Source organism: Lonepinella sp. BR2271 (genome assembly GCF_051851515.1).
Lineage (GTDB): Bacteria > Pseudomonadota > Gammaproteobacteria > Enterobacterales > Pasteurellaceae > Lonepinella.
In genome coordinates this window covers 116318-128814 of record NZ_JBPDVF010000003.1, presented here as the reverse complement: position 1 = coordinate 128814, position 12497 = coordinate 116318, and the positions used below count along the sequence as shown (strand labels likewise).

Below are 12497 nucleotides of genomic sequence, written 5' to 3'. Positions count from 1 at the left end.
TTTTTGCTCTTTAATCTGATTGAAAATAGACAAATAAGACAAAAATTTGTGCGTTAGATCACATATTTGAATATTTGTCATGTTGATAAAACGGGAATGTTGCTATCATAATCCAACAGGGTGGTTTCGTCTATAAACTGCGGTGAAAAATACCTAACTTTTCTTTCTACTATTAAAATGAGATGCTAATTATGAAAACCTTAGATGCGTTTATTATTGAAAAACAAGCCGAATACCCGAATGCCAAAGGGGCGTTATCGGGTATTCTTTCTTCCATTCGTTTAGTGGCCAAAGTGATTCACCGTGACATTAATCGAGCTGGCTTAACCAATGATATTTTAGGTTATGCAGGCAACCAAAATGTGCAAGGTGAAAGCCAAATGAAACTGGATGTGATTGCCAATGACACCTTTAAACATGCCTTAATGGCACGTGAAGATGTGGCCGGTTTTGCCTCCGAAGAAGAAGATGAAATCGTGGCTTTTGACACCGAACGTGGGCGTAATGCACGTTATGTGATTTTAACCGATCCGCTGGACGGTTCATCTAATATTGATGTGAATGTGTCAGTGGGGACGATTTTCTCTATTTATCGCCGTGTGACTCCACTTGGTACGCCTGTTACCTTAGAGGACTTTATGCAACCAGGGAATAAACAAGTAGCCTCGGGGTATGTGGTGTATGGCTCCTCAACGATGTTAGTCTATACGACGGGCAACGGCGTAAATGGCTTTACTTATGACCCAACTTTAGGGGAATTTTGCCTATCCCATGAAAACTTCCAAATGCCACATTCAGGCAAAATTTACTCCATTAATGAGGGGCAATATCTTAAATTCCCACAAGGGGTGAAAAAATACATCAAATATTGCCAAGAAGAAGATCCTGCCACACAACGCCCTTATGCCTCACGTTATATCGGTTCATTGGTATCGGATTTCCACCGTAATATGTTAAAAGGTGGCATTTATATTTATCCAAGTGCAACCAATTATCCGAACGGCAAACTTCGCTTACTTTATGAGGGCAATCCAATGGCATTCTTAGCCGAACAAGCCGGCGGATTAGCCAGTGACGGTTATGGTCGGATCCTAGATATTCAACCAAATGAACTGCACCAACGTGTACCGTTATTTATTGGTTCAAAAAATATGGTGGAAAAAGCCCAAGAGTTTATGGCGGAATATAAAGACGCAGAATAAGCCGATTAAAACCTGATTTTTACGCAAATTTGTGGCATAATTGCCACAAATTTTTTTTAGTAGAAAGGAAAAAATCATGCGAATTTTACACACCATGTTACGTGTCGGTAACTTAGATCGTTCCATTAAATTTTATCAAGACGTATTAGGCATGCGTTTGTTACGCACCAGCGAAAATCCCGAATACAAATATTCCCTTGCCTTTTTAGGTTATGCAGACGAGGACGAATCAGCCGTGATTGAATTAACCTACAACTGGGGCGTGGAACAATACGAACTCGGCACCGCTTATGGGCATATTGCTATCGGTGTTGATGATATTTATGCGACTTGCCAAGCAGTAAAAGCCATTGGCGGTCATGTCACTCGTGAACCTGGTCCTGTCAAAGGCGGCACCACGGTTATTGCCTTTGTGGAAGATCCAGACGGTTACAAAATCGAATTTATCGAAAATAAACAAGCAAAATCGGCCTTAGGCAATTAACCCTCACCCTAGCCCTCTCCCAGAGGGAGAGGGGACTTTTGGTGACTTATTATTTATGACAGAAGAAAATAAAATCCCTGATTATCACTTACTGAAAAATCGTTTTCGTGGTTATTACCCAGTGATTATTGACGTAGAAACGGCAGGGCTGAATTGTCAGACGGATGCGTTGTTAGAATTGGCGGCGATTACCTTAAAAATGAATGATCAAGGTTTGCTCGAAATGGATCAAACCTATCATTGCCATATTAAGCCGTTTCATAATGCGAATATTAACCCTGAATCCATGAAAATCAATGGTATTGATTTAGATAATCCGCTCCGCCAAGCCGTGGCGGTTTCAGAATTAGACGCTATTACAGGCCTGTTCCAACTGGTGCGTCGTGGACAAAAAGATGCCGATTGTCAGCGTTCGATTATCGTGGCGCATAATGCGGCCTTTGATCAGGGATTTATCATGGCGGCAGCGGAAAGAACAGGGGTCAAACGTAATCCGTTTCATCCTTTTAGTACCATGGATACGGCCAGTTTAAGCGGATTAATGTTCGGTCAAACGGTGTTAGTGAAAGCCTGTCAAGTGGCCAAGATCCCCTTTGATAACAAACAAGCCCATTCTGCTTTGTATGATACCGAACGTACCGCAGAATTATTTTGTTATATGGTGAACCACCTTAAACAACTGGGTGGATTTCCGCATATTGTTGATACAAAATAAAAATTCCTTATTTTTTACCGCACTTTATTGAACATTCCTTATTTAATTCAAAAAAGTGCGGTTATTTTTATAAAAATTTTTCAAATCCCCTAGACAAATTCATTTTTTTGAGTACATTTAAATCATTCATTATAAATATAAGGACATAAAATCTATGCTGACCAATCCTGTTGTTATTTCCATCATCGTATTGCTCGTGCTGAGTTTATTACGTATCAATGTCGTGATCGCCTTAGTGATTTCTGCCTTAACCGCAGGCTTAACCGGTGGTCTTGGGTTATCGAAAACCATTGAAGTGTTTACCGGCGGTTTAGGTGGTGGTGCCGAAGTGGCCATGAACTACGCTATTTTAGGGGCGTTCGCCGTGGCGATTTCTAAATCGGGTATCACCGATTTACTCGCCTACAAAGTGATCAAACGCCTTGGCAAACAACCAAGTGGCAGTTCCGTCGCTGGTTTTAAGTATTTTATTTTGGCCGTTTTAGTGGCGTTTGCGATCTCCTCTCAAAACCTGTTGCCAGTGCATATTGCCTTTATTCCTATTGTGGTGCCACCGTTATTAAGTATTTTTAACCGCTTAAAACTGGATCGCCGTGCCGTGGCTTGTGTGTTAACCTTTGGTTTAACGGCTACCTATATGTTGTTGCCAGTGGGCTTTGGGAAAATCTTTATTGAAAGCATTTTAGTCAAAAATATCAACGAAGTGGGGGCGTCATTAGGCGTACATACTAGCGTCGCTGAAGTTTCCATGGCCATGGCGATTCCTGTCACTGGCATGATTTTAGGCTTATTATTTGCTATTTTTGTCAGCTATCGCAAACCGAGAGAATATGCCGTTACTACGGCAGAACCGACCACGGCTGAAATTGAGCAACATATTGCCAACATCAAGCCATTCCACGCTTGGGTCAGCGTGGTGGCTATCGTGGTCACCTTTGCATTACAATTATTCACTAGCTCCACCATTATTGGCGGTTTGGCTGGCTTAATCATCTTTGCGGTATGTGGCATCTTCCGCTTAAAAGAAAGCAACGATATTTTCCAACAAGGTTTACGTTTAATGGCTATGATCGGCTTTGTGATGATTGCCGCCTCAGGTTTTGCCAATGTAATCAATGAAACCGGTGGCGTGACACAATTAGTGGAAGTCTTTAGCCAAGGCCTTGGACAAGATAATAAAGGACTCACCGCTTTCTTAATGTTATTGGTGGGGTTATTTATCACCATGGGGATCGGCTCCTCATTCTCCACCGTACCGATTATCACGTCTATTTATGTGCCATTATGTATTGCTGTGGGATTCTCACCACTCGCTACGGTGTCTATTGTGGGGGTCGCAGCCGCTTTAGGTGATGCGGGTTCACCGGCCTCGGATTCTACTTTAGGCCCAACTTCTGGCTTAAATGTAGATGGCAAACATGACCACATTTGGGACAGCGTGGTGCCGACATTCTTACACTACAACATTCCATTAATTGCATTCGGCTGGATTGCCGCCATGGTTCTTTAACCCCTTTTCCCCCTAATGAATGTTAGGGGGATTTCTCCATAAAAATATGAAAAATCACACCGCACTTTTAGGCCAATTAAATCAATATATTGTTGAATTAGCACAACAATATGTACATCTCAAACAAGAAACCCTTTATAACAAATTCGACCCCATGTTATTTAGTGAGAATTTTCAAACCGTTGATTTCTATTTAAATGAAATGCAACAATGTTTCCAGCAACTGCAACGACTTAGCGAACAGGATCAGGCTCAATTTGCCTTTTTTACGGAAAAACTGGTCGCACAATACACTGCATTACAAGATGCCATTCGCTTATTACAAACCCCACAAACTGCGGTAGAAAAGAAACCTGTTTTAAATAAACGTGATCAGCTACGCCAACAAATTGAATTACTGCCACCACGTGAAAAATTGGTCAAATATTATGAGGCTTTGCATGCTCTGAATGAAAAATTAGCACAGCAAGAAATTGAACTCAGCCTTGCCACCGCAGACCAAAAAATGGTCATTGAGCCACAAATTGCAAGCACCAAACAACGCCGTGAACGCTGTTTAAGTGCGATTGAGTTATTGGAAGAATATTTGGCGTTTAAGGATAGCTTGGAGAATGAATAAGCCCTGCACTTGCGTACAGGGCTAACGAAGTGACGATGTTCCGCATCTTGATACAGCTACGGAGTAGCGTCATAATGCTTAACCTAGTACGTAAGTGCTAGGTTCTTTGGTTTCTCACCCCAAACCGATTACCCACTAAGAACGCAATCAACCCCCACACCAAAGACGGCACGATTTCGTGGAATTTGCTGAATAATTTAATCCCTTGTACCACATATTGCAAAGCCTCAGGCAAGGACGTTAAATCTACGCCTTTTAATTGCACCAATAAAATATAACAAGCCAAACCTGTCACCATAGAACTAATGGCCCCAGTAGCATTGGCTTTATCCCAATAAATCCCGAGTACAATCACCCATAAAAAGGCGGCTTCTAGTCCACCAAAGGCGAACAAGTTTAGCCAAATAATCATATCAGGCGGATTTAAAGCCGCTAGCACCAAAAGCACCGTAATAGTCAGCGTGATAATGGAAGAAAACCAACTGATTTTTTTCTGATTGGTGGCCATTTCTGGTTTGGCGGATAAATACAAATCTTTCACGAAAATCGCTGAGGATTGGATTAATTGCGCATCAATGGTGGACATAATCGCTGACATGGGAGCCGCCAAGAAAATCCCTGCCACTATCGGCGGTAACACTTGCAACATTAGGGTTGGGATCACTTGATCGGGAATGGTTAAATCCGGAATGACGGCTCGCCCTAACGCACCGGCTAAGTGCATGCCTAACATAATCACGCTGAGAATAATGGTGCCAATTAACATGCCACGGTGTAAAGCCTTGCTATCTTTGAACGCCATACAACGCACGGCGGTATGAGGCAAGCCCACCACGCCAAAGCAGACTAACACCCAAAATGATGCCATAAATTGAAAGCCTAGCATGTCATTGGGGCCATAAGGGCTGACTAACTGCGGATCGATTTCAGTCAGTTTTTGCACCGCACTTTCTGGCCCACCGGTGGCATAAATCACCGCACCGAGTAAAATCAATGTACCTAAAATCATCACCGTGCCTTGAATGGTATCCGTCAGCACGACGGCTCGGAATCCGCCGATAAAGGTATAAATACCGACAGTGGCTGCAAAAATTAACAAGGCACTGGTATAAGAAATCCCGATAGTGGTGGATAACAATCTGGCACCGCCGATAAATTGAGTCATCATGGCGGCAAAAAAGGCAATTAATAAGGCAATGCCTGCAATCCAAACAAGGGCTTTATTTTTATAACGATAAAGCAGTAAATCATTGATTGTCAATGCCTTACTTTCACGAGATAACAAGGCGAATTTTTTGCCTAACGCCCCTAAAGCTAACCACACCGCTGGCACTTGGATCATGGCTAACAACACCCAACCCAAGCCATATTTATAGGCCGCCCCCGGCCCCCCCACAAAAGAACTGGCACTGGCATAGGTGGAGGCAATGGTCATGGCTAACACAAAGCCGGTCATGGAGCGGTTTCCCACATAGTATTCGGTTAAAAAATCACCTTTTGACCGTTTTACGTACGCATAAACTGCGGCACCAAATACAAAAGCTAAATAAATAATTAAAGGAAAAATAATCCCTAAGTTCATGATGTGATGTCCTTATCTTGCGAATTTGATAAAGTGCGGTCCTTTTCCGTTGAAATGTCAAGATCAATGTCTTGATACACAATTTTAATCAGCCAATGGGCCACCACAATAAACAAAACAGGCAGATAAATACAAGATAATTCAAACCACAAAGGAAAACCCAAGGGGCCTGCACTGTTATCTGGCAAATAAGCACAAACTGCCCAGCCAATCATGTAAAGAATGGTTAATCCTAACGCCCAACGTGCCTCACGTGCAGCTTGCCGATAACGTTGTTGTAATGTCATGTTCTCTCCTAATAAAAAAGTGGATCCTGACAATCCACTCTCTTTTTACTATTCTGAAATACCCAACTTCTTCTCGAGATAATGAATATTCGCCCCACCTTTTTGGAAGTTCTTATCCTCCAAAATTAAATGATGTAACGGAATATTGGTCTTAATGCCATCAATAATGGTTTCGGATAGAGCATTCTGCATACGGCGAATCGCCCCTTCTCGGGTATCGGCATACACAATTAATTTCGCAATCATGGAGTCATAATGCGGTGGCACGGTATAACCAGCATACACATGGGAATCCCAACGCACACCTAATCCGCCCGGTGAATGCAAATGCACCACTTTACCCGGTGATGGTAAGAATGTTTTTGGGTCTTCCGCATTAATACGACATTCAATCGCATGACCTTTGACTTTAATATCCGCTTGTTTAATTGAAAGTGGCAAGCCAGCCGCAATGCGAAGTTGCTCTTTCACCAAGTCTACGCCCGTGATCATTTCTGTCACAGGATGTTCTACCTGAATACGTGTATTCATTTCAATAAAATAGAACTCGCCATTTTCATACAAGAACTCAAAAGTCCCCGCACCACGATAACCAATTTCCACACAAGCATTGGCACAACGTGAACCAATATCTTGACGAACTTGCTCAGAAATCCCCGGTGCCGGTGCCTCTTCTACTACTTTTTGGTGACGACGTTGCATTGAACAATCACGTTCAGCAAGGTAAACCGCATTGCCGTGGGTATCGGCTAATACTTGAATTTCCACGTGACGTGGGTTTTCCAAGTATTTTTCCATATACACCATATCGTTATTAAAGGCCGCTTTGGCTTCCGCTTTGGTCATGGCAATACTTTCTTCGAGGCTTTCCGCATTACGCACCACACGCATACCACGACCGCCACCGCCACCGGAGGCTTTAATAATCACAGGGAAACCGATACGTTTGGCAATTTCTTTATTTTTCGCCATATCTGAACCCAATGGGCCATCGGAACCCGGTACACAAGGCACGCCAGCTTTTTTCATGGCATTAATGGCAGACACTTTGTCGCCCATTAAGCGAATCACATCAGCGGTTGGACCAATAAAGGTAAAGCCTGAACATTCGACTTGTTCGGCAAAATCCGCATTTTCCGATAAGAAACCATAACCAGGGTGAATCGCATCCGCCCCGGTCACTTCAGCGGCTGCAATAATCGCCGGCACATTTAAATAACTTTTGGTTGAGGGGGCGGGGCCGATACATACGGTTTCATCAGCCAATAAAACATGTTTTAAATCACGGTCGGCGGTAGAATGTACCGCAACGGTTTTAATGCCGAGTTCTTTACATGCACGTAAAATACGTAAGGCAATTTCACCGCGATTGGCAATAACCACTTTTTCTAACATAAGATTATTCCAGATTAAAATTGGGGAAGATAAAAATAATGGGCAATACCGCCCATTAGAAAATATTATTCAATCACGATTAACGGTTCGTCAAACTCAACCGCATCACCGTCATTAATTAAAATGGCTTTCACCACGCCAGCTTTGTCCGCTTCAATGCGGTTCATCATCTTCATGGCTTCCACGATACAAAGGGCATCGCCCACTTTCACCGCTTGTCCCACTTCCACAAAGGCTTTTGCCTCTGGGCTTGGGCTACGATAGAATGTCCCCACCATTGGTGAACGCACTTGGTGACCTGATACTTCTTGTGCGACAGGTGCTGGCGTTGCGGTTGCTGTTGCCGTTGGTGCAACAGGTGCTGGTGCGACTGGAGCCGGTGCGGCGGCTGGGAGCTGATATTGCACCGCAGTTGGTGCCGGTGTACCACGGCTAATACGAACGGATTCTTCTCCCTCGGAGATTTCCAATTCCATAATGCCTGATTCTTCAACTAATTCGATCAATTTTTTGATTTTACGAATATCCATTGCCATAATGTAGATTTCCTGAAAAATAATATAAAAACGAACCGCACTTTACATCACTTTAATAACCCAATGAATCATCAAAGTGCGGTGAAAAAATTCTGCTCTTTTTGAGAAAAACAAGATTACCCGAAAAAGTGGCTTTTGGCGACAATTTTATGCGAATTTATGCAAATTTAGTGAAAATTTAACGATTTTCTGCTTTTTTTGCTAAAAATTGCACGGCAAAATCCAATCCATATTCGTAACCTTTTGCCCCCAATCCACAAATCACGCCCTCCGCCACATCACTAAAATAAGAATGATGACGAAACGGCTCACGTTTATGAATATTGGACAAATGCACTTCCACAAAAGGGATAGCCACCGCTAACAACGCATCACGCAAGGCCACGCTCGTGTGGGTATAAGCCGCCGGATTGATAATAATAAAATCCACTTGCTGAAAACTTTGGTGAATTTTATCAATCAACTTTTCCTCACTGTTGGCTTGAAAACAATCCAATTTTACACCGCAGTGTTGAGCAAGCTGCTGTAAATGCTGTTCAATTTGCGACAACGACAGCGAGCCATAATGCTTTGGCTCTCTCGCCCCTAACATATTCAAGTTCGGGCCATTTAATAACAAAATGCGTGCAGATAGCGACATAATCTTATCCTTTTGCTGTAATCTGAGGCATTATAACGATTTTTTACAAAAACTCAGCTTAATAAAATGTGGTCTAACCTTTTAGACCGTGATTTTCTCAATAAATTCCGAATCCAAATCAATCACAGGCAAGGTTGAATCTGGCCAAGTTCGCACAATTTGATGTTCCATCAGATCTAACGTATCCAACCCTGGCACCATATTTGGCGTATATTGTTGGGCTAAACGTGCTAATTGCGTTAAACCAAAACTGCTTTCAATAGAAGAACTGATCACCGCTTTTAAACCGCAAGCGTGGGCCTGTTCAATCAAACGCACACATTTTTCAATGCTGCCCACCAAGGTCGGTTTAATGATAATCGCTGCCACATTTGGCTCCGCTTGCACCACAAAATCCGGTTCACGCACCGATTCATCCCACGCAATGGCAATGCCTGTTTCAGCCGCAAATTGACGACTTTCCTCACGAGTTTTACAAGGTTCTTCTAAAAATTGAATGCGAGAACGGTATTCAGGTTTGACATATTTCGCAAACATGGCCGCTTTAACTGGCGTCCAACTGCGATTTGCATCAAGGCGTAAATGCAAATCAGGAATGGCCTCCAACAACATATCGGCAATTAATCCGTCCCGATTGGCCTCATACATGCCGACCTTAATTTTCGCCACTTTTTCGCCTTGCATTTGATCCAGTGGCTCATACAATTCATCAGGATCGCCATAACACAGCGGGGCGGTTTGATAATTGCCTTGCTCACCCAATTTACCTTTCAACTCCGCCAACGCACAGCTCAACCCAAAGGCCACAGAGGGATAAACCTCCTCATCCTTTAACGGCAATTTTTCATTGCAAGAACGTGCCTTATCCCAACGGCTTAACCAATCAATGGCTTGCTGTTGAGCCTGTTCCAGCGTTTCTTGGCTAAATTCTGGCAACGGTGCAATTTCGCCCCATCCCTCGTGTTCACCACAAACCACTTGCACCAACAAGCCCTCTCGTTTTTTTAAAAAACGGTTGCGGAGAATTAACTGACTGTCAACGGGAATGCTGTAACGATATAAATTATAACTTCTCATTATTTTCTCTTTGATAAAACACCTGCCCAAACTTGTCAACTTGAGCAATAAAATTAGGATTGGTTAATAAATGATAAACGGAAAGATCAAATAAATAAGGGGAATAAGAATCGTCTAAATCTAGCCAAACTTTACCGCAAGTTTGTTGGGTGACATTTTCGCCCTTTAAAGTTAAATCAACATCCGAACCCTCACGATAATTGCCCATGGCCCGAGAACCGTAAATAATCGCTTGCTCTATTTCGGGATATTTTCGCAAAATATCCTGAATTTGTTTGATTGATTTATCGCTTAATCCAAATTTTGGCATAGGGTTTCTACTTTTTGTCTGAACTCAAGAAGTAAAGGGAAATATTGAGAAATAATTTTATTGAACTCATCTTCTAAAATATCTTCATTATAGGTATGTACTGTAAGATTTCTCGTTTTAATCATTTCCATCCAAACTTCGCCCTGAGAAATATAACCCAAATTAAAGGCTTCACGAGTTGCGGTTCTTGAACCTCCCTCAAAATCCCCCTCATACTGCAAAATATCTTTCATCAATTTCCACGCCAATTCATGGGTAAATTCAAAACGTTGGATCAAGCCTTCTTTGATGATATTTTCTTGCGTATTTGAATATTTCTCAACAGCTTCCATTAACTGAGTCAGTGCTTTTTGATAATGCTCAAAGCGTTGTTTTAGTCGGGTAATTTGTTCAACCATCTTAATCTCCTAAAAATCCCCTCTCCCAATGGGAGAGGGCTAGGGTGAGGGTAAAATTAAGGATTCCGCTTAAACTTACTAAAATCAGGGGCGCGTTTTTCATTAAACGCATTGCGTCCCTCTTGCCCTTCTTCGGTCATATAGAACAACATTGTCGCATTGCCTGCAAGTTCTTGTAAACCCGCTTGTCCGTCACAATCGGCGTTTAATGCCGCTTTTAAGCAACGCAACGCAATCGGGCTGTTACGCAACATTTCACGACACCAACGCACAGTTTCTTTCTCTAAATCCGCATAAGGCACAACCGTATTAACCAAGCCCATATCCAAGGCCTCTTGGGCGTTGTATTGACGGCATAAGAACCAGATTTCACGGGCTTTTTTCTGACCCACAAGGCGAGCCATATAACTTGCCCCCCAACCACCGTCAAAGGATCCCACTTTCGGTCCTGTTTGACCGTAAATGGCGTTATCCGCAGACACGGTAATATCACACAACATATGCAACACGTGACCACCACCAATGGCATAACCAGCCACCATGGCCACCACAGGTTTCGGGCAAGTGCGAATATCACGTTGAAAATCTAATACATTTAAATGATGTACACCGCTTTCGTCTTTATAACCGCCGTAGTCACCACGTACTTTTTGATCACCGCCAGAACAGAACGCTTTTTCGCCTTGACCGGTTAACACAATCACACCAATTTTTTCATCAAAACGTGCGTCTGCAAAGGCGTTAATCATTTCTTTCACGGTTTGTGGACGAAACGCATTACGCACTTCAGGGCGGTTAATGGTAATTTTGGCAATGCCATCAGTGGATTTATGATAAAGAATATCGCTGTAACCGTTGCTGTGATCGACCCATTCAATCGGGGCGTAAAGCACATCATCTTTTGGATTTTGCATAAAAATGTCCTTATATTGTTTTTAATAAAAAGTACGGTCATTATAACGGAACTTTTGCGATCTCAAAAGCAAAACGCTGTAATTGTTCCGCAAAGGCTTGGGGATTTTCTAAATGGGCATTATGCCCTGCTTGTGGAATGGTACAAAATGACAAATTTTTTTGTATCGCTAATTGCGTAAATTTCTGATCTCGTTCGCCCACCATATAATAAATTGGCAATATTTTAGACCGCACTTTTTCACTCAGCTCTGGCTGTTTCGCTAAACTGGTTGCTAATAACATTTTCCCGACATTTTCACCGCAGTTTGTCGCACGTTTAGCAATTAATGCCGCACGTTGTAGGCCAGTCAAATGCGAAAAAACCGGCTGTTGATACCAATCTTGCAACACCGTTTCAGGCAATTCCGTTATAAACCGTTTGGCCCATTGTTGATCGTTTTGCCAACGTTGTTGCTTTTCCTGTTCATTGTTCAGCCCTAAATTCGCCCCCTCTACAATCACCCCTTGTAAATGGCCTTTTGCACAATGGGAATGCAACGCATAATATAATGCTAGCCGTCCACCTAATGAGTAACCCACTAAAATATAAGGCTTATTTTGAATTTTCTGCTGGATTTGCTGTGAAATAAATTGAGCGGTTTGCTCAAAATCCGTTACTTCTACTTGCTTATTTTCACCATGAAATGGCAAATCCAATGCAAAGCAATCAAACTGCGGTGCATTTTTTTGCAATTTTTCGATAATGGCTTGCCAATCGGCTTTGGTGCCAAGTAATCCATGTAAGAAAATTAAAGTTGGCATATTTCGTCCTAATAAAAAAACCACGT

Annotated in this window: 15 protein-coding genes; 5 read left to right on the top strand and 10 right to left on the bottom strand. The window is 42.5% G+C overall.

Annotation, left to right across the window (positions count from 1 at the left end):
• Window positions 1-191 precede the first annotated feature (191 nt).
• The 5 genes from fbp to priC all read left to right on the top strand — a co-directional run bounded on the left by fbp (window position 192) and on the right by priC (window position 4530).
• A complete protein-coding gene (gene fbp / locus ACTG7X_RS03900; protein WP_439239784.1) occupies window positions 192-1202 on the top strand; it encodes a class 1 fructose-bisphosphatase in 1011 nt (336 codons plus the stop codon).
• A gap of 76 nt (window positions 1203-1278) precedes the next feature.
• Complete coding sequence (gene gloA, locus ACTG7X_RS03895) at window positions 1279-1686, top strand: lactoylglutathione lyase (RefSeq protein WP_439257232.1); 408 nt, start codon at window positions 1279-1281, stop codon at window positions 1684-1686.
• A gap of 55 nt (window positions 1687-1741) precedes the next feature.
• Complete coding sequence (gene rnt, locus ACTG7X_RS03890; protein ID WP_439257231.1) at window positions 1742-2401, top strand: ribonuclease T; 660 nt, start codon at window positions 1742-1744, stop codon at window positions 2399-2401.
• 154 nt (window positions 2402-2555) lie between these two features.
• Complete coding sequence (locus ACTG7X_RS03885; protein ID WP_439239877.1) at window positions 2556-3911, top strand: Na+/H+ antiporter family protein; 1356 nt, start codon at window positions 2556-2558, stop codon at window positions 3909-3911.
• 46 nt (window positions 3912-3957) lie between these two features.
• Window positions 3958-4530: a primosomal replication protein PriC gene (priC, locus tag ACTG7X_RS03880; RefSeq protein ID WP_439257230.1), complete on the top strand. Its 573-nt coding sequence runs from the start codon at window positions 3958-3960 to the stop codon at window positions 4528-4530.
• A 97-nt stretch (window positions 4531-4627) separates the two neighbouring features.
• Here the strand turns inward: priC and panF are convergent, their stop codons facing one another.
• The 10 genes from panF to menH form a co-directional block, all read right to left on the bottom strand.
• Window positions 4628-6112: a sodium/pantothenate symporter gene (gene panF / locus ACTG7X_RS03875; protein WP_439257229.1), complete on the bottom strand. Its 1485-nt coding sequence runs from the start codon at window positions 6110-6112 to the stop codon at window positions 4628-4630.
• Window positions 6109-6399: a YhdT family protein gene (locus ACTG7X_RS03870; protein WP_439257228.1), complete on the bottom strand. Its 291-nt coding sequence runs from the start codon at window positions 6397-6399 to the stop codon at window positions 6109-6111. The genes panF and ACTG7X_RS03870 overlap by 4 nt, the downstream gene beginning before the upstream one ends.
• 48 nt (window positions 6400-6447) lie before the next feature.
• On the bottom strand, window positions 6448-7794 hold the full coding sequence (gene accC / locus ACTG7X_RS03865; RefSeq protein ID WP_439257227.1) for an acetyl-CoA carboxylase biotin carboxylase subunit: 1347 nt from the start codon (window positions 7792-7794) through the stop codon (window positions 6448-6450).
• A 65-nt stretch (window positions 7795-7859) separates the two neighbouring features.
• On the bottom strand, window positions 7860-8324 hold the full coding sequence (gene accB, locus ACTG7X_RS03860) for an acetyl-CoA carboxylase biotin carboxyl carrier protein (protein ID WP_439257303.1): 465 nt from the start codon (window positions 8322-8324) through the stop codon (window positions 7860-7862).
• 184 nt (window positions 8325-8508) lie between these two features.
• Entirely contained in the window at window positions 8509-8970 is a 462-nt protein-coding gene (gene aroQ / locus ACTG7X_RS03855) for a type II 3-dehydroquinate dehydratase (protein ID WP_439257226.1), read from the bottom strand.
• Between the two features lie 81 nt (window positions 8971-9051).
• Window positions 9052-10047 carry an o-succinylbenzoate synthase gene (menC, locus tag ACTG7X_RS03850; protein WP_439257225.1) on the bottom strand — a complete coding sequence of 332 codons (996 nt, stop codon included), beginning with the start codon at window positions 10045-10047 and terminating at the stop codon, window positions 9052-9054.
• On the bottom strand, window positions 10034-10357 hold the full coding sequence (locus tag ACTG7X_RS03845) for a nucleotidyltransferase domain-containing protein (RefSeq protein ID WP_439257224.1): 324 nt from the start codon (window positions 10355-10357) through the stop codon (window positions 10034-10036). The genes menC and ACTG7X_RS03845 overlap by 14 nt, the downstream gene beginning before the upstream one ends.
• Window positions 10339-10755, bottom strand: coding sequence for a nucleotidyltransferase substrate binding protein (locus ACTG7X_RS03840; RefSeq protein ID WP_439257223.1), 417 nt, complete (start codon window positions 10753-10755; stop codon window positions 10339-10341). The genes ACTG7X_RS03845 and ACTG7X_RS03840 overlap by 19 nt, the downstream gene beginning before the upstream one ends.
• Window positions 10756-10811: 56 nt before the next feature.
• Window positions 10812-11669, bottom strand: a complete 858-nt coding sequence (gene menB, locus ACTG7X_RS03835) for a 1,4-dihydroxy-2-naphthoyl-CoA synthase (protein WP_439239890.1) — start codon at window positions 11667-11669, stop codon at window positions 10812-10814.
• A 40-nt stretch (window positions 11670-11709) separates the two neighbouring features.
• The gene (gene menH, locus ACTG7X_RS03830) at window positions 11710-12471 is read right to left on the bottom strand and encodes a 2-succinyl-6-hydroxy-2,4-cyclohexadiene-1-carboxylate synthase (RefSeq protein ID WP_439257222.1); all 762 of its coding nucleotides are present in this window, start codon (window positions 12469-12471) and stop codon (window positions 11710-11712) included.
• Window positions 12472-12497 lie beyond the last annotated feature (26 nt).